Annotated in this window: 24 protein-coding genes; 10 read left to right on the top strand and 14 right to left on the bottom strand. The window is 72.6% G+C overall.

Annotation, left to right across the window (positions count from 1 at the left end; genetic code table 11):
• Positions 1–37 precede the first annotated feature (37 nt).
• Entirely contained in the window at positions 38–1,345 is a 1,308-nt protein-coding gene (locus tag AB0D53_RS12900) for a hypothetical protein (protein WP_362444286.1), read from the bottom strand.
• A gap of 141 nt (positions 1,346–1,486) precedes the next feature.
• Here AB0D53_RS12900 and AB0D53_RS12895 point away from each other — a divergent pair, with 141 nt between their 5' ends.
• Positions 1,487–2,482, top strand: a complete 996-nt coding sequence (locus AB0D53_RS12895; RefSeq protein WP_362444283.1) for a small ribosomal subunit Rsm22 family protein — start codon at positions 1,487–1,489, stop codon at positions 2,480–2,482.
• A 72-nt stretch (positions 2,483–2,554) separates the two neighbouring features.
• On the opposite strand, the gene ddaH is transcribed toward AB0D53_RS12895, so the two are convergent.
• The gene (ddaH, locus tag AB0D53_RS12890) at positions 2,555–3,412 is read right to left on the bottom strand and encodes a dimethylargininase (protein ID WP_362444280.1); all 858 of its coding nucleotides are present in this window, start codon (positions 3,410–3,412) and stop codon (positions 2,555–2,557) included.
• Between the two features lie 125 nt (positions 3,413–3,537).
• Here ddaH and AB0D53_RS12885 point away from each other — a divergent pair, with 125 nt between their 5' ends.
• On the top strand, positions 3,538–4,152 hold the full coding sequence (locus AB0D53_RS12885; protein ID WP_362444277.1) for a TetR/AcrR family transcriptional regulator: 615 nt from the start codon (positions 3,538–3,540) through the stop codon (positions 4,150–4,152).
• Positions 4,153–4,295: 143 nt separating this feature from the next.
• Complete coding sequence (locus AB0D53_RS12880; RefSeq protein WP_362444274.1) at positions 4,296–5,042, top strand: bifunctional DNA primase/polymerase; 747 nt, start codon at positions 4,296–4,298, stop codon at positions 5,040–5,042.
• A gap of 185 nt (positions 5,043–5,227) precedes the next feature.
• Here the strand turns inward: AB0D53_RS12880 and AB0D53_RS12875 are convergent, their stop codons facing one another.
• The 7 genes from AB0D53_RS12875 to AB0D53_RS12845 all read right to left on the bottom strand — a co-directional run bounded on the left by AB0D53_RS12875 (position 5,228) and on the right by AB0D53_RS12845 (position 12,689).
• Entirely contained in the window at positions 5,228–6,199 is a 972-nt protein-coding gene (locus AB0D53_RS12875) for a hypothetical protein (RefSeq protein ID WP_362444822.1), read from the bottom strand.
• On the bottom strand, positions 6,099–7,070 hold the full coding sequence (gene efeU, locus AB0D53_RS12870) for an iron uptake transporter permease EfeU (protein ID WP_329816166.1): 972 nt from the start codon (positions 7,068–7,070) through the stop codon (positions 6,099–6,101). The genes AB0D53_RS12875 and efeU overlap by 101 nt, the downstream gene beginning before the upstream one ends.
• Positions 7,071–7,099: 29 nt before the next feature.
• A complete protein-coding gene (gene efeB, locus AB0D53_RS12865; RefSeq protein ID WP_362444271.1) occupies positions 7,100–8,374 on the bottom strand; it encodes an iron uptake transporter deferrochelatase/peroxidase subunit in 1,275 nt (424 codons plus the stop codon).
• A gap of 20 nt (positions 8,375–8,394) precedes the next feature.
• Positions 8,395–9,531, bottom strand: coding sequence for an iron uptake system protein EfeO (gene efeO, locus AB0D53_RS12860; protein ID WP_362444267.1), 1,137 nt, complete (start codon positions 9,529–9,531; stop codon positions 8,395–8,397).
• Between the two features lie 190 nt (positions 9,532–9,721).
• Complete coding sequence (locus AB0D53_RS12855) at positions 9,722–10,564, bottom strand: heme ABC transporter ATP-binding protein (RefSeq protein WP_362444264.1); 843 nt, start codon at positions 10,562–10,564, stop codon at positions 9,722–9,724.
• Positions 10,561–11,613: an iron ABC transporter permease gene (locus AB0D53_RS12850; protein WP_362444819.1), complete on the bottom strand. Its 1,053-nt coding sequence runs from the start codon at positions 11,611–11,613 to the stop codon at positions 10,561–10,563. The genes AB0D53_RS12855 and AB0D53_RS12850 overlap by 4 nt, the downstream gene beginning before the upstream one ends.
• 41 nt (positions 11,614–11,654) lie before the next feature.
• Positions 11,655–12,689 carry an ABC transporter substrate-binding protein gene (locus AB0D53_RS12845; protein ID WP_362444816.1) on the bottom strand — a complete coding sequence of 345 codons (1,035 nt, stop codon included), beginning with the start codon at positions 12,687–12,689 and terminating at the stop codon, positions 11,655–11,657.
• A gap of 179 nt (positions 12,690–12,868) precedes the next feature.
• Here AB0D53_RS12845 and AB0D53_RS12840 point away from each other — a divergent pair, with 179 nt between their 5' ends.
• From AB0D53_RS12840 to AB0D53_RS12830, 3 genes are all read left to right on the top strand, one after another.
• Positions 12,869–14,272, top strand: a complete 1,404-nt coding sequence (locus AB0D53_RS12840) for an HtaA domain-containing protein (RefSeq protein ID WP_362444261.1) — start codon at positions 12,869–12,871, stop codon at positions 14,270–14,272.
• Between the two features lie 48 nt (positions 14,273–14,320).
• Positions 14,321–15,895, top strand: a complete 1,575-nt coding sequence (locus AB0D53_RS12835; protein WP_362444258.1) for an HtaA domain-containing protein — start codon at positions 14,321–14,323, stop codon at positions 15,893–15,895.
• Positions 15,896–15,973: 78 nt separating this feature from the next.
• Positions 15,974–16,660, top strand: coding sequence for a PhzF family phenazine biosynthesis protein (locus AB0D53_RS12830; protein WP_362444255.1), 687 nt, complete (start codon positions 15,974–15,976; stop codon positions 16,658–16,660).
• 15 nt (positions 16,661–16,675) lie between these two features.
• Here AB0D53_RS12830 and AB0D53_RS12825 read toward each other — a convergent pair whose 3' ends face one another.
• Positions 16,676–17,341: a biliverdin-producing heme oxygenase gene (locus AB0D53_RS12825; protein WP_362444252.1), complete on the bottom strand. Its 666-nt coding sequence runs from the start codon at positions 17,339–17,341 to the stop codon at positions 16,676–16,678.
• A 278-nt stretch (positions 17,342–17,619) separates the two neighbouring features.
• Positions 17,620–18,477, bottom strand: a complete 858-nt coding sequence (gene map / locus AB0D53_RS12820) for a type I methionyl aminopeptidase (protein ID WP_362444249.1) — start codon at positions 18,475–18,477, stop codon at positions 17,620–17,622.
• A 58-nt stretch (positions 18,478–18,535) separates the two neighbouring features.
• Between map and AB0D53_RS12815 the strand changes: the two genes are divergently transcribed.
• Positions 18,536–18,766: a hypothetical protein gene (locus tag AB0D53_RS12815; RefSeq protein ID WP_072483357.1), complete on the top strand. Its 231-nt coding sequence runs from the start codon at positions 18,536–18,538 to the stop codon at positions 18,764–18,766.
• 46 nt (positions 18,767–18,812) lie between these two features.
• Here AB0D53_RS12815 and AB0D53_RS12810 read toward each other — a convergent pair whose 3' ends face one another.
• The gene (locus AB0D53_RS12810; RefSeq protein ID WP_362444244.1) at positions 18,813–20,114 is read right to left on the bottom strand and encodes an MFS transporter; all 1,302 of its coding nucleotides are present in this window, start codon (positions 20,112–20,114) and stop codon (positions 18,813–18,815) included.
• 69 nt (positions 20,115–20,183) lie between these two features.
• Entirely contained in the window at positions 20,184–20,783 is a 600-nt protein-coding gene (locus AB0D53_RS12805) for a hypothetical protein (protein ID WP_362444241.1), read from the bottom strand.
• Positions 20,784–20,938: 155 nt separating this feature from the next.
• On the opposite strand from AB0D53_RS12805, the gene npdG reads away from it, so the two are divergent.
• Positions 20,939–21,649, top strand: coding sequence for an NADPH-dependent F420 reductase (npdG, locus tag AB0D53_RS12800; protein ID WP_362444238.1), 711 nt, complete (start codon positions 20,939–20,941; stop codon positions 21,647–21,649).
• A 124-nt stretch (positions 21,650–21,773) separates the two neighbouring features.
• Positions 21,774–21,947 (top strand): hypothetical protein, encoded by a 174-nt coding sequence (locus tag AB0D53_RS12795; protein WP_176729203.1) that lies wholly within the window; start codon positions 21,774–21,776, stop codon positions 21,945–21,947.
• 12 nt (positions 21,948–21,959) lie between these two features.
• On the opposite strand, the gene AB0D53_RS12790 is transcribed toward AB0D53_RS12795, so the two are convergent.
• Positions 21,960–22,766: a site-2 protease family protein gene (locus tag AB0D53_RS12790; RefSeq protein WP_362444235.1), complete on the bottom strand. Its 807-nt coding sequence runs from the start codon at positions 22,764–22,766 to the stop codon at positions 21,960–21,962.
• 204 nt (positions 22,767–22,970) lie between these two features.
• Here AB0D53_RS12790 and AB0D53_RS12785 point away from each other — a divergent pair, with 204 nt between their 5' ends.
• A complete protein-coding gene (locus AB0D53_RS12785; RefSeq protein WP_362444232.1) occupies positions 22,971–26,279 on the top strand; it encodes a BTAD domain-containing putative transcriptional regulator in 3,309 nt (1,102 codons plus the stop codon).
• The last annotated feature ends 7 nt before the right edge of the window (positions 26,280–26,286 follow it).

The following is a 26,286-nucleotide window of genomic DNA, read 5'->3' as shown; positions in this document are numbered from 1 at the left end:
ACGGGTTTCCCCGACGCCCCGCTCCGGGCCCGCGCCGCTACGACGACCTCGGGTAGCCGATCAGGTGCGGGCGGTCCTTCTCGTCCGTCCAGCGGAACAGGCCCACACCGTCGGCGGTCTCCATGCCCGGAACCCGGACGTTCGAGGGCAGGGCGCCCGTCGAACCGCTTCTGACGGCGACCGCGACCGGAGCACCGCCGCCGGCCAGGACGTCCGCCGCGTTACGGGCGCTCGCCGCGCCGTACGCGGTGCCCTCGTCGTTCACGGAGGCCAGGGTCAGCGGCTTCGTGCCGTCCGCGCCCTCGAAGCAGAAGCCCCGCTTCGTGGCCAGGTCGAAGGCGAGCGGCCCGGCCACCAGGTAGGAGCCCGAGGGCGCGGAGACCAGCTGCGGGTACTGGCCCGGCTTTATCGCGGGCTTGCTGCACTCCACCGAAGCCAGGGTCTTGCCCGTCTCCGCGTCCTGCACCGCCCACATGTCGTGGGTGGTGGCGCGCTTGGCGTTCTTCGCGAGCTGCCACTTCGCCAGGATCAGCCCCGGGATCACCGACGTCGGGATCCCGCTGAGCCTGTCCGTGCCCTTGGGAGCGACATCGCGGCTGAACCAGCCGCCCTGCACCCAGAACTCCTTGGACCCGCTGACCAGCAGGCCCTTCTGCGTCAGCCCGCGCACCTCGGTGAGCTGCTTGCAGGTCTTGCAGTTCTTCGGGTACTTGAGCGTGGAGGCCTCGACCTTCGACACCCGGCCGGTCACCGGGTCGACCACCGCGCTGTTCGTCCGGCCGTCGCTGATGAGGATGCCGGGGCCGGTCGTCGAGACCGTGGGCACGGAGTTCCACGGCACCTCGACGCGCCGCCGGGAGCCGTCCTCCACGTCGTAGACGTCCAGCGAGACGATCGTGTCGGCGGGGGTCAGCGCGTTCTCGCCGACCTTCCCGTACGCCCACGTCACGAAGTACTCGTGGTCGTCGACGGTGACCTGGAGGAGCTTGGGGAACTGGTGCGGGGACGGGGGGCGCCAGCTCTCGCCGTGCCAGCCCTCCCGCCCCGTCTTGGCGTCGATGGTCCGCAGCTGGTACTTGGTCTCCGACTCCCGCACCAGATAGGCGAGACGGCCCGTCGTCCGGGAGATCGCATAGTCGGGCGAGGTCCCGATGAGCTCCCAGCCGTGCTCCGTCGCGTACGCGGAGGGAACGGTGAGCTGAGTCACCCGGGTCGGGTTCTTTCCGGTCTGCTTCTCGGGCTCGTCCTTGTGCTTCTCACCGCTGCCGCAGGTGGCGAGCAGAAGAAGCATGACAAGCACGAGCACTCCGCCGACCAGAACCAGGCGCACGATCTTCTGTCTCATGGTTTCCCTCGATGGGCGATCCCGACCTCGCGGCGGTCAGCGTAGCAACTTGCGCAGGTGCCGGGGCAGTTCGGACGGGTTGCGGTTCGGTGCCGAAGCCGGGGCGGAAGCAGGTGGTCCGCCTTTGCCTACAATTCGTCGGTGAACGCCACCCTCCCCACCGCGGAAGACCTGCGCGCGGCGCTGGCCGGACTGCTCGACGGGCTGCCGCCCAAGCAGGCCGCCCAGGCCGTCGACCGGCTCATCGCCAACTACCGCGGGACCACCCCGACCGACGCACCGGTGCTCCGCGACCGCTCCGACGTCGCCGCGTACGCCGCGTACCGCATGCCGGCCACCTTCGAAGCGGTACGGGCCGCCCTCGCCGCGCTCCAGGAGGCCGCCCCGGACTGGGCGCCCGTCACGCACACCGACATCGGCGGCGGCACCGGAGCGGCGAGCTGGGCCGTGGCGGGGACCTGGGAGGGGCCGCGCACCACCGTGCTGGACTGGGCCGAGCCCGCACTCGCCCTCGGCCGTGAACTGGCGGAGCTCTCCGGCAGCCCCGCCCTGCGCGCCGCCGAGTGGCGCCGGGCCCGGATCGGCGCGGGCCAGGAACTCGCCCCCACCGACCTGATCACCGTCTCCTACGTGCTCAAGGAACTGACGGCGGACGTCCGCGCCGCCCTCGTCGACACCGCCGCGGCCGCGGCGCAGGCGGTCGTGGTCGTCGAACCCGGCACCCCCGACGGCTACGCCCGGATCATCGAGGCCCGCGACCGGCTGATCGCCGCCGGGCTGCGGGTCGCCGCGCCCTGCCCGCACAGCGAGGCCTGCCCGATCGAGCCGGGCACGGACTGGTGCCACTTCTCGGCCCGGGTCAGCCGCTCCTCGCTGCACCGGAAGGTCAAGGGCGGCTCGCTGCCGTACGAGGACGAGAAGTTCAGCTATGTCGTGGCGACCCGCTTCGCGACGGAGCCCGTCTCGGCACGGGTCACCCGCAAGCCGCAGATCCGCAAGGGGCTGGTGCTGCTGGACCTGTGCACCCGCGACGAGGCCCTGCGGCGGGCCACGGTCACCAAGCGGCACGGCGAGCTGTACCGGGCCGCCCGGGACGTCGCGTGGGGCGACGAGTGGCCGCCCGGCGAGAACGCCTGAAGGCCTGTCGGGCGACCGCCCGGCAGGCCCCGAGGGCGGCCGCCCGGCAGGCCCCGAGGGCGGCCGGTCCGCTCACCCCCGCAGCTCCTGCGTGCAGCACTTCACACTGCCGCCGCCCTTGAGCAGCTCGCCCAGGTCCATCGGCACCGGTGCGAAGCCCCGCGCCCGCAGCGGGTCGAAGAGCCCCGTCGCGGCCTGCGGCAGCAGGACGTGGAGGCCGTCGCTCACCGCGTTCAGACCGAGCGCCGCGGCGTCCGCCTCCTCGGCGATCAGCGCACCGGGGAAGAGCCGGGCCAGCACCGACCGGCTGCCCGGCGAGAAGGCGCCCGGGTAGTACATGATCTCGTCGCCCGCGTCGTCGAGCACCGACAGCGCCGTGTCCAGGTGGTAGTAGCGCGGGTCGACCAGATCGAGCCCGATCACCGGCCGCCCGAAGAACTCCTGCGCCTCGCCGTGCGAGAGCGGACTGGACCGGAAGCCCCGCCCGGCCAGGACGTAGGAGGCGGTCACCGCGAAGTCGCCCTCGCCCTCGTTGACATGGTCCGGTTCATGGATCTCGGTGAAGCCGTTCGCCCGGAACCAGTCACGATGGGCCCCGGCCTCCTCGTACCGCTCCCGGTACGCGAAGCGGGCCCCCAGCACCCGGCCGTCGATGACGGTGGCGCCGTTGGCGGCGAACACCATGTCGGGCAGCTCGGGGCGGGGGGCGATCAGCTCCACGGTGTGCCCGAGGGCGCGGTACCGGTCGCGCAGGTCCTCCCACTGGGTCTGGGCCAGGGGGAGGTCAACGGGCTTGCTGGGGTCCATCCAGGGGTTGATGGAGTACGTCACCCTGAAGTGCGTGGGCGCGCACATCAGGTAGCGGCGGGGTGTGGCTTCACGAGGCAACGAAGGCTCCTCACGAAAGGCAGGGGTTGCCTGCCGGGACATCGCACGGGTGTGTGCGTGAGCCCATGGTCCGCTCTGCGGAGCCCGCGCGCAGTGATCCGATCGGGTGGTTCCGCGCGACCGGGAGACGATACGTATCGCCTCGTCCCGCTGCTAGATTGGCCGGCATGGCAGAGAACCGGTCGCCCGACGCCAGCCGCCGCAGCGAGCGCTCGCGCCGCGCGATCCACGACGCGGCGCTCGCCCTGGTCGCGGAGGTGGGCTACCCCAGGACCACCATCGAGGCCATCGCCGCGCGGGCCGGTGTCGGCAAGCAGACGATCTACCGCTGGTGGCCCTCCAAGGCGGCCGTCCTCCTGGAGGCCTTCGTGGGCCTCGGTGAGCGCGCCGCCGAGCAGAACGGCGCGGACGGGGCGCAGGGGATCCTGGACACCGGCGATCTCGCGGCCGACCTCAAGGCCGTCCTGCGGGCCACCGTCGACGAGCTGAACGACCCCGCCTTCGAGGGGCCGACCAGGGCGCTCGCCGCCGAGGGGATCGTCGACCCGGAGCTCGGCGCCGAATTCGTCCAGAAGCTGCTGGAACCCGGGCTCCAGCTGTACGTGGCGCGGCTGCGCGCCGCCCAGGAGGCGGGCCGGGTCCGCGCCGGCGTCGACCCGCGGATCGCCACGGAGCTCCTCGTCGGACCGCTCACCCACCGCTGGCTGCTGCGTACCCTCCCGCTCACCCATGAGTACGCGGATGCGATCGTCGACCACGCCCTGCGCGGGCTGGCCCCCTGAGACGCACCCGTCATTTCATGACAAGAAATGGCATAGTGCCCAGCTCACGGCATCGTCGCCCGTACCCCGCTTCCGGACTCCGGCCACCCGAGGCGCAGGATGGTGGGACCATGGGTGGAGGCAACGCTGAGGTAAGGGGATAGATGGGCGCCGATTTCGGCCGTTATCGCGGCTCAGAGAGCAAATTTTCCCAATGGCTTCGCCGCCGACCCAAACCGCACCAGAGCGAGGTCGACGACACCGCCCGGGAGGCGCTGCTCCTGGCCGTCGCCGAGGCCGGAATGCCGATCGCCCCGGCCGCGCATCCGATCGGATACCGATGTTCGTGCGAACGCATCGGCTGTCCCACCCCCGCCCGGCACCCGATCTCCTTCGCCTGGCAGACGCAGTCCACCACCGACCGGGCCCAGATCGAGCGCTGGGCCCGCAGCCAGCCGCAGGCCAACTTCATCACCGCGACCGGCATGATCCACGACGTGCTCGACGTGCCGCTGTCCGCGGGCACCCAGGCACTGGAACGGCTCCTCGCCGCCGGTGTCGACGTCGGCCCGGTCGCCCGGTCCGGCGACGACCGGATGCTCTTCTTCACCGCCACCCGGGGCACGCCCGAGGACGAGGACGAGTGGTGGCCGTGCGAGCTCGACTGCCACCCCGAGACCATGGACGAGCATCCGGGCCTGCGGTGGCACTGCCGCGGCAGCTATGTGCTGCTGCCGCCGGCCCGGCTCCCCGGCGAACTGGACGTGCGGTGGGTGCGCGGGCCGGAGAACCCGCTGCCCGACCCCCTGACCCTGCTGGAGACGCTCACCGACGCGTGCGCGCAGTACGCGGACGAGGCGGACCAGAGCGATCTCGACCACGACTCGGTGGCCTGGCCGCTGAGCCGTTGAGGTTTTCGTCCGGATCGGGCCGGATCAGGGAGCGGGACCTGTCGGGGCGGAGCCCTGGCGGGTGACGACGACGCGGCGAGCGTGCGCACCGGGCCCCGCGAGCCCGGCACGGTCCGAACAAGAGGCCCTGGGCCGGCGGATCATGACCGGGGCCGTTCCCCGCACGCGGGGCGGCCCCGGTTCCGTCACGAGCCCTTCGCCGCCGTCAGCCCCGGCAGCCGGTTCAGCACGACCACCTTGCCGCCGTCCTTCGCCGAGCCCTTCTTCGGGACGTACACCATCTCGCTGGAGATCCGCTCCTTGGTGAGGGTGGACCGCACCTCACCGGTCAGCAGCGCCTCCACGTCCTGGTCGACCGACGGGCGCAGCCCCTTCGCCGCGGTCTGCCGCTCGAAGTGCTTGCTGCTGAAGAAGACCAGCGCCCCGCCGTCCTCCGTCTCCAGGCCGAGCGGGCCGAACGAACCGCTGTCCAGCGGCTGGTCGATGTACTGGTACGAGAACCCCGCCCGCCGGGTGGTCCGGCGCGCCTCCCGCCAGCCCGAGGTGGTGGAGCCGGGGGCGAAGACGTCCGGGGTGCCCTTCTGCAGGTACTGCGTGTACTGGGTGCTCAAGTCCTCCGGGGCCACGGCCAGTTCCGTGCTGTCGACGGCCACCGGCCTGGCCGTGCCGTCGCCGTCCTTCGCGAGGGCGGGCATCTGTGAGGGCGCGACGACCGAGAGGTAGGAGGCCTTCCACCCGGCGTCGGGCCCGGACTTGACGAAGACGACCAGCCAGCGGGTGTCCAGCTTCCCGCTGTCCTGGTCGCGGTTGGAGTCGGTGTCCGCGAGGAACCACCGCGGCCAGCCGGCCTTCTTCGGGATGACGAATTCGGCGTCGGTCAGCTCCAGCGGCGAGTGGGCCGGGTTGCCGTCCGGATGGCTCTTCTGCCGTGCCTTCAGCCCGGCCTGGTTGATCGCGCCGAGCGAGCCGGTGACCCGGTCCGCGTCCAGGGCCGGGTCGTAGGCCTTGTCCGCCGCGTTGTACGCGGCGGTGAAGTCGGCCAGGGCCTTCGCGGCCTCAGACCTGGTTGCCCCCGGCACCACTTCCAGCTCGCCGTGCACCGTCACGCAGCCGCTCGCCGTCATGGACAGCACCGTCGCCGTCGCGAGCCCCGTCATCAGCCGAACCGGCCTCAGGCTTCTCATCCGCTGCTTTCCGCGCCTTCCGATCCGTCGCCCCCACTGACCGTCCGAACCCTACCGGGGCGAGGAACAGTGCGAGGGTGGGGATCAGATACAGCGCCCACACCGTGATCTGGAGAACGGTCGGGTCGGGCTGGAAGTTGAACGTGCCCTTCAGCAGCGTTCCGTACCAGCTGTCCGGCGGAATCGTGGCGCTGATGTCGAACGCCTGGTTGTGGAGACCGCCGATGAACTCCGCTTCCTGGAGGTCGTGGACGCCGTACGCGAGCACGCCCGCGGCGACGACCACCAGCATGCCGCCGGTCCAGGTGAAGAACTTCGACAGGTTGATCTTCAGGGCGCCCCGGTAGAACAGCCAGCCCAGCACGACGGCGGAGGCGATGCCGAGCAGCGCGCCGATCATCGGGTGCCAGCCGTCGTCCGCCGCGTGCACCGCGCGCCACACGAACAGCGAGGTCTCCAGGCCCTCCCGGCCCACCGCCAGGAGCGCCGTGGCGACCAGTGCGCCGGTGCCCATCGCGAGCGCCGCGTCGAGCTTGCCGTGCAGCTCCGTCTTCAGGTGCCGCGCGGTGCGCCGCATCCAGAAGACCATCCAGGTGACCAGGCCGACGGAGACGATCGACAGCGAACCGCCAAGCGCCTCCTGGGCCTTGAACGTCATCTCCTGCGAACCGAATTCGAGCCCGGCGCCGAACGCCAGGCTGACGACGATCGCGATCCCGACGCCGGTCCAGATCGGCACCAGTTTGTTCTTGTTGCCGGTCTTCACCAGATAGGCGATGAGGATGCAGACGACCAGGCTGGCCTCAAGGCCCTCACGCAGGCCGATCAGGAAGTTGCTGAACATGTCTCGTTCTCCTTTTCCGCTTCGGCCCGTTACGAGAACAGTGCCCGGCCCCACCAGTCGTCCTTGTCGCGGACGCCCGGCGGGACGGCGAAGTGCGCCGAACCCACGTGCTGGATGTACTCGTTGAGCGCGTCGTGCGCCGCCAGGCGCCGCTGGAGCGGGATGAACGCCTTGCGGACGTCGCGCTGGTAGGCGATGAAGAACAGCCCGGCGTCGAGCCGGCCGAGGCCGTCCGTGCCGTCGGTGAAGGAGTAGCCGCGGCGCAGGATCGTCGCACCGCCGTTGCTGTCCGGGTGGGCGAGGCGGACGTGCGCGGTGGGCAGCATCGCCTTCAGGAACGGCTCGTCGCGCTCCTTGGACTTGCCGACCGGGGCGCCCTCGCCCTTGTCGCGGCCGAAGACGTCCTCCTGCTCCTGGAGCGGGGCGCGGTCCCAGGTCTCGATGTGCATCCGGATGCGGCGGGCCACCAGGTACGAACCCCCGGTCATCCAGCCCGCGCCGTCCTTCCCGCCGACCCACACATGCTTGTCCAGGGCGGCGGTGTCGGTGCCGGAGATGTTCCGGGTGCCGTCCTTGAAGCCCATCATGTTGCGCGGGGTCTGGGCGTCCGGCGTCGTCGAGGACGTCTTGCCGAAGCCCAGCTGGGACCAGCGGATCGCGGTACGGCCCATGCCGATCCTGGCCAGGTTGCGGATGGCGTGCACCGCGACCTGCGGGTCGTCCGCACACGCCTGGACGCAGAGATCGCCGCCGCTGCGGGCCGCGTCGAGGTTGTCGCCGGGGAACTTCGGCAGATCGACGAGCGCCTCGGGCCGCTTGTCCTCCAGGCCGAACCGGCCCTTGGCGAAGAGCGAGGGCCCGAAGCCGATGGTCAGGGTGAGCCGGGACGGCTTCAGCCCCAGCGCCTCGCCGGTGTCGTCCGGCGGGGCCTCGGCGAGACCGCCGTACGCCCCGTCGCCGACCGCGTGACCGGCCGTCATCCGCTCCGCCGCCCGCGTCCACTCCTTGAGCAGCGCGATCAGCTCACCGCGGTCCTTCGTCGTCACGTCGAACGCGGCGAAGTGCAGCCTGTCCTGTACGGCGGTGGCGATCCCGGCCTGGTGCGCACCGTGGAACGGCACGGCCGCTCCGCTGTCCGCGGCCGGCACCGGGTCGCTGCCCGTGCGCACCGCGGCGGCCGCGCCGCCGGCCGCGACGGCGCCCAGCGCGAGCCCCGCGCCGCCCCAGCCGAGCAGGGCCCGGCGGGACGGGGCGGAACCGGCGCTCTCCTGCGAAGTCTCGCCGGCCTGTGTCTGATCGGACATGACCGAAGCCCTCCCGCCCGTTACTTCGTCACCGCGGCGGCGAGCCGGGACAGCGGCTCGGCCAGCGCGTTGACCGCGTCCGACAGCTCCTTGCGGTCCGCCTTGCCGACCTTCTCGTACGAGGTGAACTCGTAGGAGCCCTTGTCCTTGCGGTACTTGTCCAGCAGCGTGTTCAGCTCCGCGAACCGCTTGTCCAGGGTGGCGGTCAGCGCCGCGTCGTTCTTCGAGGCGATCGGCTTCAGCAGCTCGTAGGACTTCTCGGCGCCCTCGACATTGCCCTTGAAGTCGACCAGGTCGGTGTGGCTGTAGCGCTCCTCCTCACCGGTGACCTTGCCGGTGGCGACCTCGTCGAGGAGCTCCTTGGCGCCGTTGGCCATCGAGGTCGGCGTGATCTCCGCCGTGCCGACCCGCTTCTGCCAGTCGAGCAGGTCCTTGTAGAGCGCCGGGGCGAGGGCCTTCTCCTCGGCGCCCAGCTTCTTGTCCTGCCACAGCGCCTTCTCCAGGCGGTGCCAGCCGGTCCACTTCTGGCCGTCCTCCAGGCCGTCCTCGCGGATGTCGACCTTCGGGTCGATGTCGCCGAAGGACTCGGCGACCGGCTCGGTGCGCTCCCAGCCGAGGCGGGAGTCGGCGTAGATCTTCTTGGCGGCCTCGATGTCACCGGCGGCGACCGCGTCCGTGAACTTCTTGGCCTTCGGCAGCGTCTCGTCGGCCTGGGCCTGGACGTAGGTGCGGTACTCCGCGACGGCCTTGTCCATCTCGGGGCTGCGCTTGGCCGCGTTGGCGCCGGTGATCTCCAGCTTCTGCCGGATGCCGTGGCCCTTCATGCCGGGCTTGCAGGCGACCTCGTACGAACCGGCCTTGATCTCGGCCGTGATGGTGGCCTTGGTGCCGGGGCCGATGTTCTCGCGCTCGGCGACGATGCGGTCGTCCGGGAAGAGCACGTAGACCTCGGTGACCTTGGAGCCCTTGTTCTGCACGGCCAGTTCGATGTGACCGGCCGGGAGCTTCTTCTTCGACACCTCGCAGGAGTCGTCCTTCGCGACGACCTGCACGGCACCGTCGCCCTTGCCGTCGCTCTTCTCTGCGCAGCCCGTGACGGCGGTCAGGGCGGCCACCGTGGCGGCAGCGGTGACGACGGAGAAACGAACGGCTCGCATACGGGCTCCACATGAGGACGAAGGAGAAGCGGGTGAAGATCGGACAAAGACAGGTGAGGCGGACCTAACTTAACCGAGGCTTACCTCAGCAATACCCACCCGTGCAGTGATTCAGCTCTCATCCCGGACGCCCGGGAACGGGGTGATCACGGGCAACCCATGGGTGCCCCACCAAATGGTCAAGCGATGGTCAAGCCCTTCGTTCCGGCATGACGAGCGGCACCCCGGTCCGCGGATGCGGGAACACCTCGACCGGCTGCCGGTAGACCTCGCCGAGCAGCTCGCCGGTGAACACCTCGGCGGGCGGCCCCGCCACCGCGATCCGCCCGTCGTGCAGCACGGCCACCCGGTCCGCGTACGCCGCCGCGAGACCCAGATCGTGCAGCACCACGACGACCGCGTCCCCGGCGGAGGCCCGCTCCCGGCAGATCCGCAGCACCAGTTCCTGGTGGCGCAGATCGAGTGCGGCCGTCGGCTCGTCGAGCAGCAGCAGCGGGGCGCGCTGCGCCAGCACCCTGGCCAGCGCGACCCGGGCCCGCTCCCCGCCGGACAGGGCGGAGAAGGGGCGCGCGGCGAATCCGGTGACCTCGGTCGCAGCCATCGCCGTGGCGACCGCGGGATCGTCCTCGTCCGCCCGCTCCGTACCGGCCCACGGCGCCCGCCCCATCCGTACGACGTCCTCCACCGGGAACGGGAACGACAGGGGGGCGGACTGCGGCAGCACGGACCGGCGCAGCGCCAGTTCGGCGGCCGACCAGTCGCCGGCCGGGCGCCCGTCGATCCGGATCCCGCCGCCGGCCGCGGGCAGATCGGCGGCGAGCGCCGCCAACAGGGTCGACTTGCCCGCCCCGTTGGGACCCACCAGGGCCAGCACCTCGCCCGCGTGCGCGGTCAGATCGATGGAGTCGAGCACCGGCCGCTGCCCCCGCAGCATCCGCAGCCCGCGCGCCTCGGCGACGGGGGAGCCGGGGGCGGCGGGAGCGGGCAGCAGGCGCCGTACGCGTACCCGGAACGGATTCTTCAGGGACCTCATGCCCAACCACCTTGCCTACGACGGGTCCTGCGCAGCAGCCAGAAGAAGAACGGGCTGCCGAAGAGCGCGGTCAGCACGCCGAGCGGCAGCTCGGCGGGGTCGGCGACGGTCCGGGCCGCGAGATCGCCCACCACCAGGACCAGGGCGCCGCCGAGCGCACTGCCGGGGACGAGGAAGCGGTGGCCGGGACCGTTCGCCATCCGCAGCAGATGCGGCACCAGCAGCCCCACGAACGAGATGATCCCGGCGACCGCCACCGCGGCGGCGGTCAGCAGCGCCACGACGAGCACCAGCACGACCCGGAGCCGTTCGACATCGACCCCCAGATGCCGGGCGGGGCGCTCGCCGAGCGCGAGCAGGTCCAGCTTCCGGGCGTGGAACGGCGCGACGAGCAGCCCGAGCACCGCGCACGGCAGCACCGCGAGTACCTTGGGCCAGGTCGCCTGGGCCAGCGAGCCCAGCTGCCAGAAGGTGATCTGCGAGATCTGCGCGTTGTCCGCGAAGAAGATGAACAGCCCGATCAGCGCGCCCGCGAAGGCGTTGACCGCGATCCCGGTGAGGATCAGTGTCACCACCTCGGTCCGGCCGCCCGACCGCGACAGCGCGTACACCAGCAGCACGGTCGCGAGCCCGGCGGCGAACGCGCAGACGGTGACGGTCCAGTTGCCGAGGAAGTTGAGCCCGAGCGCGATCGAGGCGACCGCGCCGACCGCGGCGCCGGAGGAGATCCCGATCACCCCGGGCTCGGCGAGCGGATTGCCGAACACCCCCTGCATCAGGGCGCCCGCGCAGCCCAGCGACGCCCCGACCAGCAGCGCGAGGACGACCCTCGGCAGCCGTACGTTCCACAGCACGCTCTCGCCGACCCGGTCCAGCGCGGCCCCGCCGAGGCCGAGCCGGTGCTGGACGGAGGCGAGGACGTCGCCGAGCGGGATGCTGTACGCGCCGAGCCCGGCGGAGAGCAGACAGCACACCAGCAGGGCGGCGAGCAGCCCGGCGGTCAGCGCGAAGGACGAGGAGAAGCGCCGGGGCCTCGGCGGCGCCGGCACCGGGCCGGCGCCGGCCCGGTCGCGTTCCGGGGAGATGGCGGTCACTTGTCCGCCCCGTCCCCGGGGTAGAGCTGGGCGATCAGTTCGGCCAGCACCCGGTCCGTGCGCGGTCCGTAGTTCAGCAGCACCCCGTCGTCGACGGAGACGATCCGCCGGTCCATCCCGGCCGGGGTCTCGGCGACGCCCGGGATCTTCACCAGCCCGTCGACGCCGCCCACCGATTCGAGCCCCTTGCTCATCACCAGGATGGCGTCGGGGGCGGCCTTGGCGAGCGCCTCGCTGGTGATGGCGGTGAAGTCCTTCTTCAGCCCGGACGCCTTGCCCGCGTCGACGGCGCCCGCTGCTTCGAGGAGCGAACTCGCGCCGGACTCCCGGCCGCCCAGCAGATACACCGAGGCCGATCCGCGCAGATAGAGGAAGGCGACCCGGGGCTTCTCGTGCCCGTCCGCCGGGGCGGGCACGGACTCGCGTACGGCGTCGATACGTGACCGGGTGCGCGCCTTCAGTTCGGTGCCCGAGTCCGGCACGCCCAGGGCCGCTGCCACGGTGCCGATCCTGCGGCCGACGTCGGAGAGCTGCCGGGCCGGTGCGACGACGACGAGCGGGATGCCGGCATCCCGGATCTGGTCGATGGCCTCCGCCGGGCCGGTCGTGGTCTCGGCGAGCACGACGGTCGGCTTCAGCGACAGCACGCTCTCCGCCGAGACGTCATGGGCCCGGGTCACCACGGGGAGTTCCGCCGCCTGTTCGAAGGTGGCGGTGATGTCGCGGGCCACGACCTGCTTGCCGAGGCCGAGCGTGAAGACGATCTCGCTCAGACCGCCGGTCAGCGGAACGATCCGGTCCGTCGAGGCGACGGTGACCTCGGCGCCGTCCGCCGACTTCACGGTGACGGGCAGTTCGGGCTCCGGCGCGGTGGCGAGGGGCTCGATCCGGTCGGCGGCGGCCTCGGCCGCGGCGGCGGGAGCCTTCGCCTCCGTACCGCCGCCGCAGCCCGTCAGGACGAGCGCCAGCGCGAGAGCGGCCGTCAGGGCGCCGAGCGGTCCACGGGTCCCGGCCCGCCCGCGCCCCGGCAGCCGGCCGCCCTGGTCCGGTGGGGCGAAGTCCTGCGAGAAGCGCACTGGGGCACCGTCCTGTCGTTCAGCGTGGGCAGTTGGTCATGGTTCGCGAGCGATGTGGCGGAAGGGGGGTCCTCCACAAGACCTGCACGCCTTAGGTTAGCCTTACCTCAGTTTCCAGACCTCGGAGGGGTTCCATGCTGCCGTCCAGACCTGCCCGCGCACTCGCCGTCGCGCTCCTCACGGCGGTGCTGGGAGCCCTGCTCCCGGCCACCGCCGCGCAGGCCGCGGGCCGTACGGTGCAGGGCGGCAGGCTGGACTGGGGCATCAAGTCCTCCTTCCAGAGCTATGTCACCGGGCCGATCGCGAACGGGAGTTGGAGCCTGACCGGCGGCGCCGCCACGGTCGGCGGCAGCCAGTTCCGCTTCCACTCCGCCACCGGTTCCTACGACCCGGCGACCGGCGCCTTCGCCTCTGGCTTCAGCGGCGGGGTCCACTTCCTCGGCCACCGCAAGTCCGACGGCAGCCACGAACTGGACCTCACCATCAGCCGCCCCACCGTCCGCATCGCGGGCGGCAGCGGCACCCTGTACGCCGACATGGTCAGCAAGGACCGGGGGAGCGGCCGGGTGACCTCGGCCGCCCAGGTGCCGCTCGCTACGCTCGGCCTGTCCGGGATCGACATGCGGGGCGGTACCACCCCCGTCGCCCTGCGCAACATCCCGGCGACGCTGACCCCGCAGGGCGCGAAGGCCTTCGCCGGCTACTACACGGCCGGCACCCCGCTCGACCCGGTCAGCCTCTCCGTGGACACCTCCGCCCCGGCCGGGAAGCCGGCCGCCTCCAAGTCCCCCGGGAAGAAGCCGCAGTCGAAGAAGACCGCGGCGGCCGCCGGGCGCTTCGAGGACGCCGCCGTCGACTGGGGCGTCCGCCGGACCTTCCGCGAATACGTCACCGGCTCCATCGGCAAGGGGAAGTGGACCCTCGCCGGCGGTGCCCAGGACGGCGGAGCGCTCTTCCGCTTCCCACGCGGCAAGGGCACGTACGACCCGGTGAAGAAGACCCTGGACGCCGGCTTCGCGGGCAGCGTCCGGTTCACCGGTGCCGACGGGCTCGATCTGGAACTGTCGGGCGTCGCGGTCCGGGTGAAGGCGGGCAAGGGCACGCTCCTGGCCGACGTCCACAGCGACGGCGACCGGCGCAGGGCCGTCCCGCTCGTCACCTTCACCGCGAAGGACCTCGCACCGAAGAACGGCCTGGCCGTCCTCACCGAAGCCCCCGCCACCCTCACCGCCGCCGGCGCCGAGGCGTTCGGCTCGCTCTACCGGGCGGGCACCGCGATGGACCCGGTCTCGCTGGCCGTCGCCGTCGAGGCCGGGGCCGAACTCCCCGCCCTGCCCGACCTGGGCAGCGTCCCCGGCCCGTCGTCGGAGCCGTCGGCCACCGCGTCCGCGCCGGCCACGGCGGGCGCCACCCCCGCGGCGGCGGCCGGCTCCGGCAGTGCCCTGTACCCGGTCCTCGGCGGCGCGGGCGTCCTCGCCGTCGCGGCGGGCGCGCTGTACCTCGCCCGGCGCCGCCGTACCCCGCAGAACAACGACTAGACCCCCGTCCCCCCGTTTCACCCCCTGTTCATGAGGAGACCAACGACCATGGCAGCCACCCGCCGCCCCATAGCACTCACCGCCGCAGTCGCCACCGCGGCCGCTCTCGGCGCCACCGTGTTCGCCCTTCCGGCACTCGCCGCCGACAGCACCGCCGCCGGCACGAGAGCCGCGGCGCCGAAGCTGGAGCTGAAGGACGGCACGCTGGAATGGGGCGTCAAGGAGTCCTTCCGCAAGTACCTCGCCTCGTCGTTCTCCGGCGGGAAGATCACGGTCGAGGACGGTGCCGTCCAGGCGCCCGACAACGGAGTGTTCACCTTCTCCGGCGGCAAGGGCACGTACGACACGGCCACGCACGGCACCGACACCGCCTTCGGCGGCGGCGTCAACTTCTACGCCCACGGCGGCGTCCTCGACATCACCCTCTCCGACGTGAAGCTCGCCACGAGCGGCACCGGCGGCGCGATCACCGTCGATGTGACGACCCCGCAGGGCACCCGCGACGACGTGAAGTTCGCCTCCCTCGACCTCTCGGCGGTGCGGCCGGGCCAGGGCGAGGGCGGTGCGATGGTCTTCAAGGACATTCCGGCGACGCTGACCAAGGACGGCTCCGAGGCCTTCAACGGCCAGTACAAGGAGGGCGACGCGCTCGACCCGGCCACCCTCTCCGTGAAGGCGGTCACGCCCCCGACCACCGACCCCACCGAGGAGCCCGGCACCGAACCGACCGGCACGCCGTCCACGGAGCCCACCGGCAACCCGTCCACCGAACCCGGCACGAAGCCCACCACGCCCGCGTCCCCGTCCCCCTCGGCCACGGCCACCGGCAAGCCGGCCGCCACCCCGGGCGAGATCGTCGACGGCACCCTGGACTGGGGCGTCAAGAAGTCCTTCCGCTCGTACGTCACGGGCCCGATCGCCCAGGGCAAGGTCGAGACGACGGCCGGTGCCACCGCGTCCGGCGACGGCTACCGGTTCCCCGACGCGACCGGCCGCTTCGACGCCGCGAAGCAGACCCTGAACGCCGAATTCCACGGCAAGGTCCGCTTCCTGGGCCACGAGGAGGACGGGGCGTACACCCTCGATCTCTCCCTGACCGGCATGGAGATCCAGGTGAACGGCACGAAGGGCACCCTGATCGCGGACGTCTCCACCAAGGACCGCAAGACCAAGAAGGTCTCCACGTACACCGGCCTGGCCCTCGCGGACCTGAAGCCGGCCAAGGGGCAGCTCGCCGCCAGGAACGGCGTGGTGAACCTCTCGGCCGTCCCGGCGACCCTCACCGCCGACGGAACCAAGGCGTTCGGCGGCATGTACCGGGCCGGTGAGCAGCTCGACGCGCTGACCGTCGCGGTCGCCCTCGACAAGGACGCCGAACTCCCGGGCGGCCCGGGCGGTTCCGGCGAGGCGGGCGGCTCCACGGCCACCGGTGGCGCCGGCGTGGGCGGCGGCTCCGTCGGTGGTTCGGCGGGCGGTTCCGTCGGCGGTTCGGTCGGCGGCGCGGGTTCCCTCGCCGCCACCGGCTCCGACCTCCCGGCCGGCGTCCTGTTCGCCGCCTCGGGCGTGATCGTGGCGGCCGGCGCCGGAGCCGTGGCCGTGGCCCGCCGCCGCCGTACCGCCTGACCCGTCCGCGTCCCACGACGCCACCACCCGGACGGACCGGCCGAACGGCCGCCGTCCGGGCGGTGCTTGAATGCGCGTGTGAGCGACAGCGACTTCGACGTACCCGCAGGCATCGACGTACTGCGCGTGTTCTGCGGCCCCGACGGCCGGCACGGCAACGCCCTCGGCGTGGTGCGTGACGGGCGTACGTACCCGGACCGGGCCTCCCGGCAGGAGTTGGCCCGCAGGCTGGGCTTCAGCGAGACGGTGTTCGTCGACGACCCCGAGCGCGGACACGTCGACATCTACACCCCGGGGCTGCGCCTCCCGTTCGCCGGGCATCCGCTCGTCGGGGCGGCCTGGCTGCTCGACCTGGAGATCCTGGAGCTTCCGGTCGGGGAGGTCTTCGCCCGCCAGGACGGCGAGTTCAGCTGGATCACCGCCCGTCCCGAGTGGGCGCCCCCGCGCACGCTGGAGCGGTACGGCTCGGCCGCCGAGGTCGAGGCGCTCACCGGGCCGCCGCCGGGGGAGGGCTGGCTGTACGTATGGGCCTGGGAGGACGAGTCGGCCGGCCGGGTCAGGGCGCGCGCCTTCCCCCGGCGCGACGACAACATCGTGGAGGACGAGGCGACGGGCGCGGCGGCACTGCTGCTCAGCGCGGAACTGGGGCGCGCCCTCAACATCACGCAGGGACGCGGCTCCCAGATCCTCACCGCTCCCGCACCCGACGGCGCGGTGGAGATCGGGGGCCGCGTGGCACTCGCCGCGGGCCGGGCCCGGTACTGAACCGGGCCGCGGACACTACGCGCTGAGCGGGAACACCTCGCCCAGCTCCCGGAACACCGCGGTGTTCAGTGCGAACGCGCGCTTGCACTCGTCGACGATCCGCTGCTTCTCCAGGTCGTCCGCGTCCACCGCGTCCAGCAGCTCGCGGTAGTCCCGCTTGAACGAGGCGGGGTTGGATATCTCCTCGAAGACGTAGAACCGGACCCCGTCGCCCTTGCGCGCGAAGCCCCAGGCCCGCTCCGCCCGGTCGCGGATGATCTGGCCGCCGGAGAGGTCGCCGAGGTAGCGGGTGTAGTGGTGCGCGACATAGCCGGCGGGCCAGCTGCGGGCGCATTCGGCGACCCGGTCGGCGTACGCGGCGGTGGCGGGGAGCGGCTCCAGGCCCTCGCGCCAGTCGGCGCCCCGCAGATGGGCCAGGTCGCGCTCCAGCTCGGCGGTGCGCATCAGCTCGGGCCGGATGAAGGGACCGGCGACCGGATCGCCGTGCAGCGCCTGCGCGCCGTCCTCCAGTGCCCGGTACACGAACCACAGCTGCTCGGTGTAGCGCGTGTACGCGTCCACTCCGAGCCGCCCGCCCAGCAGGTCGCTCATGAAGGTCGAGGTCTCCGCCTCGGTGTGCTGCTCGTGCGACGCGGTGCGGATGAGCGTCGAGAAGGGCGTGGTGGCGGCGGTTGCGTCCAAGGCGGGCCTCCGGGGACCGAGGGGACGGAAAGTCCTGGAAAAGACAGAAATATCGGCAGCGACCGCGTATCGCGGCGATTGCTGTCGACAACTCCGATCTTCCTACTTAGGCTTACCTAAGTCAATATCTTCCCGACGCTCTGTCGGTAAAAACGATACGCCTCGTCCCGCCTCCGCGCCGGGCACGTGGGAAGAGGGGCGCGGAGAAGCGGCCGGGCACGCGAAAACGGCCGCCCGTGGGGGCGGCCGCTTCCGGGGAGGAACTGTCCGGGTGGGGGTTACGGGAGCGTCAGGATCTCGGCACCCGTCTCCGTCACCACCAGCGTGTGCTCGAATTGCGCGGTGCGCTTGCGGTCCTTCGTGACCACGGTCCAGCCGTCGTCCCACATGTCGTAGTCATGGCTGCCCAGCGTCAGCATCGGCTCGATGGTGAACGTCATTCCGGGCTGCATCACGGTGGTCGCGTGCGGGCTGTCGTAGTGCGGGATGATCAGGCCGGAGTGGAACGAGGAACTGATCCCGTGCCCGGTGAAGTCCCGCACCACGCCGTAGCCGAAGCGCTTGGCGTACGACTCGATGACCCGCCCGATCACATTGATCTGCCGCCCCGGCCGGACCGCCTTGATGGCCCGGTTCAGCGACTCCCGGGTGCGCTCCACCAGCAGCCGGGACTCCTCGTCCACGTCTCCGCAGAGATACGTGGCGTTGTTGTCGCCGTGCACACCGTCGATGTACGCCGTGACGTCGAGGTTCACGATGTCGCCGTCGCGCAGCACCGTGGAGTCCGGGATGCCGTGGCAGATCACCTCGTTGAGCGAGGTGCAGAGCGACTTGGGGAAGCCGCGGTAGCCGAGCGTCGAGGGGTACGCGCCGTGGTCGCACATGAACTCATGGGCGACCCGGTCGAGTTCGTCCGTCGTGACGCCCGGGGCGATGTGCTTCGCGGCCTCCGCCATCGCCTGCGCGGCGATCCGGCCCGCGACGCGCATGCGCTCGACGGTGTCGGTGTCCTGGATCTCCGGACCGGTGTACGGGGTGGGGCCCGGCTTGCCCACGTATTCGGGGCGGCGGATCCTTCCGGGCACGGAACGGATGGGAGTGATCTCCCCGGGTGCGAGCAGCGACTGGCCAGACATGTCAGCGAGTCTAACCAGCGCGCTTGGGGCAGCATGGCCCCGAGGGAAGGAGCCGCTGATGGCCCTGTTCAAGAAGCGCACGGTCGGCAAGCCGGGCGAGTGGTACTACTGCCTGGAGCATCACAAGGTCGAGGAGGGCCCCGAGTGCCCGGCCAAGGACCGTTTCGGGCCGTACACCTCCCGCGAGGAGGCCCAGCACGCCATGGACACCGCACGGGAGCGGAACCTGGAGTGGGAGAACGACCCCAAGTGGCACGACGGGGGCACACCGCGCGACCCGGAGGCCTGAGCGGGGCCACCCGCCCCCGGGCCCCCGCCTCCCGGGGGCCCGTACCTCAGGCCGCGGACGGGCTGGACTCCCTGGCCCCCCGCCTGCGCAGCGCGTCCTCGTCCGTCTCGGAGTCGTAGGTGAGCAGCTTCGGAAGCGCTGCCGCGAGCAGCGCGACCGAGGCCACGCACGCCACGCCGCCGCTCCAGATCGCCGCCCGGGTCCCCGTCCAGCCCGCCATCGCACCGGCCCGCACCTGACCCAGTTGCGGGCCGACGCTGTACGAGAGCACCTCGATGCCCGCCAGCCGGCCCCGCAGCTCCTCCGGGATCGTCTGGTTCCAGATCGTGGAGCGGCCCAGACCGCTGAGCATGTCGCCCGCGCCCGCCACCGCCAGGCAGACCAGCACCAGCCACACATTGCCGAACCACCCGGCCGCCGCGATCGCCAGCCCCCAGACCGCGGCCCCGAACACCACGAACAGCCCGTGCCGCCGCACCCGCGACGTCCAGCCGCTGGTCAGCCCCAGCACCAGTGAGCCGACCGAGCCCGCGGCGTACATCAGGCCCAGCGACCAGTCGGCGCCCAGGTCGTCCGCCAGGAAGGGGAAGATCGCGTTCGGGAAGGCGAAGAACATCGCGGCCATGTCGACCGCGTACGTCCCCAGCAGCACCGGCCGGCTCCAGGCGTACCGCGCGCCCTCCACGATGCCGCGCAGCGACGGCTTCGCGCTGTCCCGGGCGGGCGGCGCGGGCGCCAGACGCAGACACAGGAGCACGGAGACGGCGAAGGTGGCCACCGTGACCGCGTACGCCGTGGCGTGCCCGGCGTAGGCGACCACCAGCCCCGCCACCGCCGGGCCGGTGATCGCGCCGAACTGCCAGCGCAGCGAGTTCAGCGCGGCGGCCGCGGTCAGCTGCTCGTGCGGGACGATCCGGGCCATCAGGGAGTCCAGCGCGGGCCGCTGGAGCCCGGAGAGCGCGGAGACCCCGGCCGCCACCACATAGAGCGGCCAGAGCATCGGGGTGGGCATCGCCGCGTTGACCAGGAGCACCAGGGCGAGCAGCCCCAGCCCCGCCTCGGTGGCCAGGATCACCTTGCGGCGGTCCACGGCGTCCGCGAGCGCCCCGCCGTACAGGCCGAAGACCACCAGCGGCACCAGCTCGACCGCGCCCATCACACCGACGGCCAGCGGCGAGCCCGTCAGCTCCTTGATCTGGAGCGGCAGCGCGATCATCGCCATGAAGCTGCCGAAGTACGTCACCAGGCCCTGGACCCACAGCAGCCGGAAGTCGGCGGAGGAGCGCAGGGGCGAGAGATCGGGCAGCAGGGCGGCCAGCCGGGCGGCCGGGGACGGGGCAGAAGTCACGGAAGGCCATGCTCCGGCGCCACGGGGGCCGCCGCAACGGAATTTCCGCGGCGGGCCGGCCCCGGGCCGTCACCAGCGGGCGGGAGGCGGAGCCGTCAGCAGGTCGGCGAGCCGGGAGAGCCGGTCCCGGAAGCCGCGGCCGCCGCGCGGCGCGGGGGCGCTGTTCTCCCCGGCCGCCGCGCTCACCAGATGCTGCACGGTGTCCAGGTCCACGTCGTCGCCGGTCACCGCGAGCGTCTCGTGGGAGAGCCCGCGCACCTCCGGGTCGCCGTCGTTCAGCGAGAGCACCGTGGCCCCGGCGCGCCGCGCGTCGTGCACCCGCTCCAGCAGCCCCGCTCCGGGCCGCTCCGGGGCCACCAGCAGCAGCGTCTCGCCCCGCCCGGCCGCCTCGATCCTGCCCAGACCGACGGCCAGATGCGCGGGGCGGCCCGGCTCCACCCGGTGGCGCACCAGGGTGGGGGCGAGCTCCGGCAGCCCCGACCAGGTGGACTCGTCGACCAGATGGGCCGCCAGGTGCCACGGCTCGTACGCCGCCGTTCCCACCAGCAGCAGACCGCCGCCGTGCGGGACGACGGAGGACCTCAGCGCCCCGGCGAACCGCCGGGTCGCGGCGGGCCACTCGGTCCCGGCGAGCACTTCACGGAGCAGGGCCACGCGTACGGCATCCATGGCCCGGCATCATGCCCGAGAATCCCCGCCCGGCACCGGAGATCGGCAGCGGACCAGCCGAACGGGGAACCCGGGGACCGTCCGGCGGACCGGGGGCGGACAGACCTCGGGGTGACACCGGGTCCCGCTCCGTGGCGGGCAGTAATGTCGGAGCCATGACTACGAATGGCAGTGACAGCGCGGCCAAGCCCCCCGCCAAGGACCCCTGGGACCTTCCCGACGTCTCCGGGCTGACCGTCGGCGTGCTCGGAGGCACCGGACCCCAGGGGCGCGGCCTCGCCTACCGCTTCGCCCGCGCCGGGCAGCAGGTGATCATCGGCTCCAGGGCCGCCGACCGTGCGAAGGGCGCCGCCGAGGAGCTCGGCCACGGCGTGGAGGGCGCGGACAACGCGGAGTGCGCCCGCCGCAGCGACATCGTGATCGTCGCCGTGCCGTGGGACGGCCACGCCAAGACCCTGGAGTCGCTGCGGGACGAACTCGCGGGCAAGCTCGTCATCGACTGCGTCAACCCGCTCGGCTTCGACAAGAAGGGCGCCTACGCGCTGAAGCCCGAGGAGGGCAGCGCCGCCGAGCAGGCCGCCGCTCTGCTCCCGGAGTCGCGGGTCACCGCCGCCTTCCACCACCTCTCGGCGGTGCTGCTCCAGGACGAGACCATCGAGGAGATCGACACCGACGTGCTGGTGCTGGGCGAGGCCCGCGCCGACACCGACCTCGTACAGGCGCTGGCGGGCCGGGTCCCCGGCATGCGCGGCATCTTCGCCGGGCGGCTGCGCAACGCGCACCAGGTCGAGTCGCTGGTCGCCAACCTGATCTCGGTCAACCGCCGCTACAAGGCGCACGCCGGGCTCCGTACCACCGACGTCTGAGCCGGACCGGAGACCGTCCGCGTCCGGGCCCGGCCCGGACGCGGACCCACCCTGCGGCGAGCGAAAAGGGGCATGGGGGACACTGGACGGGACCGCGCATCACCCCCGACAGGAGCCGCCCGCCATGCCCCGACTCGCTCTCTACGCCATCGCCGTCTGTGTCCTGGCGGTCGTCGCGGCCGTGATCTCGTTCGTCCAGGGCAGCCTGCTCGGGATCGTCTGGGTGCTGCTGGCCGGGCTCTCGTCCAACATGGCGTGGTTCTACCTGCGACGGCAGCGGGCGCGGACCGCCGAATGAGGCGGGCGGCCGCTACGGGCCGACCGCGCAGACCGGATACTCCTCGTTCCAGTTCGCCCAGAACCGGTAGGCGGCGCGGCCGCACTCCGTCTCCAGGCCGCTCACGCCCAGCGAGCCCAGCACCCCGTGGACCAGGTCGAAGAAGACATGGTTGATCCCCGGGATCCACAGCACGGCGAACACCGCGAGCAGTCCGAACTGCGCGAACGGTGCCACCTGCTGCCGGATCCGGTACGACAGCCAGGGCTCGATCACCCCGTACCCGTCCAGCCCGGGGACGGGCAGGAAGTTCAGGATCGCCGCAGTGACCTGGAGCAGGGCCAGGAACGCCAGCGCGTACCGGAACTCCCTCGGCACACCGTCCAGCGCATGCAGCCAGAACGGCGCCGTGCACACCAGCGCGAACAGCACATTCGTCAGTGGGCCCGCCGCCGAGATCAGACTGTGCCGCCAACGCCCCCGGATCCGCCCCCGCTCGATGAAGACGGCCCCGCCCGGCAGCCCGATCCCGCCCATGATCACGAACAGCACCGGCAGCACGATGCTGAGCAGGGCGTGCGTGTAGGCGAGCGGATTGAGGGTGAGATACCCCTTCGCGCCGACCGAGATGTCCCCGCTGTGCAGCGCGGTACGGGCGTGCGCGTACTCGTGGAGACAGAGCGAGACCACCCAGGCGGCCGTGACGAAGACGAAGGCCGCGAGACCGTACGGGTATCCGGTACTCGTCCACACCGCCCAGCCCGACACCGCCGCCACGGCGACGATCACGAGGAAGACCGGGCTGACCCGCCGGTCGCTGCGGGCTGCTGCGCTGGTCATCGGCGAACTCCTGACGGGCGGCCGGAAAGGGACGGAGCGGAGGGCGGCGAGCCCGACCGTACCGCCGACACGGCACAAACGTCTCGCGCCGGGGCGGTGGTTCCGGAAAGGGTGGGGGCATGACGAGCGATCCCGGAACACGGCGCACAGGGGTGCGACCGGACATGTGTGCCCATCCCGGCCCCGGTCACGGAGAATAGGCCGGTGCGCTACTGCATTCTCGGAACGACCCGGGCACTCCGCGACGACGGCACGGCCGTCGCCCTCGGCGGGGCGCGGCTGCGCGCCCTGCTCACCGTCCTCGCGCTGCGCCCCGGACGCACCGTCCCCGCCGCCGTGCTCGTCGACGAGGTGTGGGACGGGGAGCCGCCCGCCGACGGGGTGGGCGCCCTGCAGGCGCTCGTCGGCCGGCTCAGGCGCGCCGTCGGCCACGACGCGGTGATCTCCGCGGACAGCGGCTACCGGCTGGCCGCCGAGCCGGACGCCGTCGACCTCCACCGCTTCGAACGGCTCGCCGGGGAGGGCGCGCGGGCGCTGGAGGAGGGCGACGCGACGAAGGCCGGGGCCGTGCTCGACGACGCGCTCGGCCTGTGGGGCGGGCCGGTCCTGGCCGATCTGCCCGACCGCGACGCCGTCGCGGCCCGCTGGGAGGCCCGGCACCTGGACGCCCGCCGCAACAGGCTCCGCGCGGCCCTCGCGCTCGGCCGCGCGGACGAGACCCTGCCCGAACTGGTCGCCCTGTGCGCCGAGCACCCCATCGACGAACCCCTCCAGGCGCTGCGGCTGCGGGCCCTGCGCGACGCCGGGCGCACGGCACAGGCACTGGCCGCCTACGACGAGGTCCGCACCGTGCTCGCCGACCGCCTCGGCACCGACCCCGGCCCCGAACTGCGCTCGCTCCACGCCGAGCTGCTCCGTCAGGACCCGGCCCACCCGCCCGCACCGCCCGCGCCGCCGGCCCGCACCGGCACCCCCGCCGCACGGCAGGGCAACCTCCGGGCCCGGCTCACCAGCTTCGTCGGGCGCGAGGGCGACATCGAGAGCCTGCGCGAGGACCTCTCGCACGCCCGTCTCGTCACCCTCCTGGGCCCCGGCGGCGCGGGCAAGACCCGGCTCTCGCAGGAGGCCGCCGAATCCGCCGCGTCCGCCTGGCCGGACGGCGTCTGGCTGGCCGAACTCGCCCCCGTCGACGACCCCGAGGCGGTGCCGGAGGCCGTACTGACCGCGCTCGGCGCCCGCGAGACCGTGCTGCGCGGCGCCGGCGCCGAGGAGCTCAGGGTCGCCGAGGGAAACGTGAACGACCCCCTCGCACGCCTCACCGAGCACTGCTCCCGGCGCCGCATGCTGCTGCTCCTGGACAACTGCGAACACCTCGTCGGGGCCGCCGCCGCGCTCGCCGACCACCTGCTCGCGCACTGCCCGCACCTCACCGTGCTCGCCACCAGCCGTGAACCCCTCGGCGTGCCGGGCGAGTTCGTCCGCCCCGTCGAACCGCTGCCCGACCCGATGGCGCTGCGCCTGTTCGCCGAACGCGGCGCCGCCGCCCGGCCGGGCTTCCGGACCGACGCGGACGAGGAGACCGCGGCCGCCTCGGCGGAGATCTGCCGCCGCCTCGACGGACTGCCGCTCGCCATCGAACTCGCCGCCGCCCGGCTGCGGATGCTCGGCCCGCGCCAGATCGCCGACCGGCTCGACGACCGGTTCCGCCTGCTCACCAGCGGAGCCCGCACCGTACTGCCCCGCCAGCAGACCCTGCGCGCCGTCGTCGACTGGTCCTGGGACCTGCTCGACGAATCCGAACGCGCCGTGCTGCGCCGGCTCTCCGTCTTCGCGGGCGGCTGCACCCTGACCGCGGCCGAGGCGGTGTGCGCGGACGGGCCGCAGGGCGCGCGCGAGGTCGCCGGGCTGCTCGGCTCCCTCGTCGACAAATCGCTCGTTGTCGCCGCGCCCACCGAGGACGGCGAGATGCGCTACCGGCTGCTGGAGACCGTCGGCGAGTACACCTCCGCCCGGCTCGACGAGGCGGCGGAACGCGGCCCCGTGGTCCGGCGCCACCTGGTGTTCTTCCGGGAGCTGGTCCGCACCACGGAACCCCGGCTCCGCGGCGCCGGACAGCGGTCCGCCGTCGAACTCCTCCAGCGCGAGTACGAGAACATCCGCACCGCCCTGCGAAGCGCCGTCGCCGCCCGCGACGAGCAGGAGGCGCTCTGCATGGTGCTCTCGCTGTGCTGGTACTGGCAGATGCGCGATCTGAGCAGCGACGCGCTGCACTGGGCCGACGCCGCCGCGGCGCTGGGCCCCGACCCGTTCGACCCGCCCGCCGAACCCGCGCCCTCCATCCACGAACGCTGCACCGACGCACCGCCGCCGATGGGCCCCGAGCTGCTCCAGGAGGCACGCCGCCAGGCGGGCCTGATCCGGCTGGTCAGCATGGACCACGCCGCGGAGAGGTGGACGGACGAGGCGAACATGGCCCGGCTGCGGGTCATCGCGGACACCTACCGGGCCGGCCAGCCGCAGACCTGCCGGGTGCCGGCGTCGCTCTGGTTCTTCGCGGTCATGCTCGTCGGGGAGACCGGGAGGCTGCGCGAGCTGCTGGACGAAACGGTCCGCGCCTGCCGGGAGTTCGGCTACGAATGGGAGCTCGCCGCGGCCCTCCAGATGCGGGCCAATGTGCTGGCCAACCGGCCCGAGTGGGCGGGCGACGCGCGCACGGACGCCGACGAGAGCCTGGAGCTCTTCAGCCGGATCCGTGACGACTGGGGCGTCGCCGAATCGCTCTCGGCACGGGGCGAGGCCTACGAACGCCGGGGCGAGTACGCCCTCGCGGCCGAGGACTTCCGGGTCTCCATCGGCCACGCGGAGAAGCTGGGAGCCCCCTCCCAGGTGGCGGTCCTGCGCACCAGGTACGCGGCCGTGCTCACCGAGATGGACCGCGGCGCCGAGGGCGAGGCGATCCTGCGCGAGGTGATCGCCGGGCGGCACGACACGAGGTCCATCGCCCGGCTCCATCTCGCCATGTGGCTGGGGCGCACCGGCCGCACCGGCGAGGCGCGCGAGCAACTGGCCGTGCTGCGCGGGGAGTTCCACTCCGAGACCATGGCGATCTTCGAAGGGGTCGTGCTGGGTGCGATGGCCTGGCTGGACAACCAGGACGGGCTGTACGCGCAGGCCCTGCCCCAGGGCCTGGCGGCGCTGGAACGGTCCCACGACCGGCTGTCGCAGTTGGTGGCGCCGCAGATGTCCGTCATCAATCTCGTCTGCCTCGCCCGCTCGCTGGCCGGCATCGGCGGCGAGCGCCGGGCCACCACCGCGGCCCGGCTGCTGGGGGCGGGCCGGGACCTGCTGCCCCGGGGGCACGTACCGACGTCGATGGAGCGGGACGACTGGGCCAGGGCCGAGGAGCTCGCCGTCGCCGTGCTCGGCCCGCAGGCCTACGCGAACGCGTACGCCGAGGGCGGCGGCCTCTCCCTGGAGGAGGCCACCGCCCTCGTGGACGCGTACCGGGAATGACCCCGCC

This window comes from Streptomyces sp. NPDC048295 (assembly GCF_040652135.1).
Classification (GTDB): Bacteria; Actinomycetota; Actinomycetes; order Streptomycetales; family Streptomycetaceae; genus Streptomyces.
This window is presented reverse-complemented; position numbering and strand designations above follow the sequence as displayed.

Bases quoted from the DNA above. Each gene is read 5' to 3' on its own strand.
- efeB (WP_362444271.1), bottom strand. From the start codon at position 8,374: ATGTCCGATCAGACACAGGCCGGCGAGACTTCGCAGGAGAGCGCCGGT.
- efeU (WP_329816166.1), bottom strand. From the start codon at position 7,070: ATGTTCAGCAACTTCCTGATCGGCCTGCGTGAGGGCCTTGAGGCCAGC.
- AB0D53_RS12840 (WP_362444261.1), top strand. From the start codon at position 12,869: ATGCTGCCGTCCAGACCTGCCCGCGCACTCGCCGTCGCGCTCCTCACG.
- AB0D53_RS12835 (WP_362444258.1), top strand. From the start codon at position 14,321: ATGGCAGCCACCCGCCGCCCCATAGCACTCACCGCCGCAGTCGCCACC.
- AB0D53_RS12805 (WP_362444241.1), bottom strand. From the start codon at position 20,783: ATGGATGCCGTACGCGTGGCCCTGCTCCGTGAAGTGCTCGCCGGGACC.
- AB0D53_RS12795 (WP_176729203.1), top strand. From the start codon at position 21,774: ATGCCCCGACTCGCTCTCTACGCCATCGCCGTCTGTGTCCTGGCGGTC.
- AB0D53_RS12855 (WP_362444264.1), bottom strand. From the start codon at position 10,564: ATGAGGTCCCTGAAGAATCCGTTCCGGGTACGCGTACGGCGCCTGCTG.
- AB0D53_RS12815 (WP_072483357.1), top strand. From the start codon at position 18,536: ATGGCCCTGTTCAAGAAGCGCACGGTCGGCAAGCCGGGCGAGTGGTAC.
- AB0D53_RS12880 (WP_362444274.1), top strand. From the start codon at position 4,296: ATGGGCGCCGATTTCGGCCGTTATCGCGGCTCAGAGAGCAAATTTTCC.
- efeO (WP_362444267.1), bottom strand. From the start codon at position 9,531: ATGCGAGCCGTTCGTTTCTCCGTCGTCACCGCTGCCGCCACGGTGGCC.
- npdG (WP_362444238.1), top strand. From the start codon at position 20,939: ATGACTACGAATGGCAGTGACAGCGCGGCCAAGCCCCCCGCCAAGGAC.
- AB0D53_RS12790 (WP_362444235.1), bottom strand. From the start codon at position 22,766: ATGACCAGCGCAGCAGCCCGCAGCGACCGGCGGGTCAGCCCGGTCTTC.
- AB0D53_RS12900 (WP_362444286.1), bottom strand. From the start codon at position 1,345: ATGAGACAGAAGATCGTGCGCCTGGTTCTGGTCGGCGGAGTGCTCGTG.
- ddaH (WP_362444280.1), bottom strand. From the start codon at position 3,412: ATGTCCCGGCAGGCAACCCCTGCCTTTCGTGAGGAGCCTTCGTTGCCT.
- AB0D53_RS12885 (WP_362444277.1), top strand. From the start codon at position 3,538: ATGGCAGAGAACCGGTCGCCCGACGCCAGCCGCCGCAGCGAGCGCTCG.
- map (WP_362444249.1), bottom strand. From the start codon at position 18,477: ATGTCTGGCCAGTCGCTGCTCGCACCCGGGGAGATCACTCCCATCCGT.
- AB0D53_RS12875 (WP_362444822.1), bottom strand. From the start codon at position 6,199: ATGACGGGGCTCGCGACGGCGACGGTGCTGTCCATGACGGCGAGCGGC.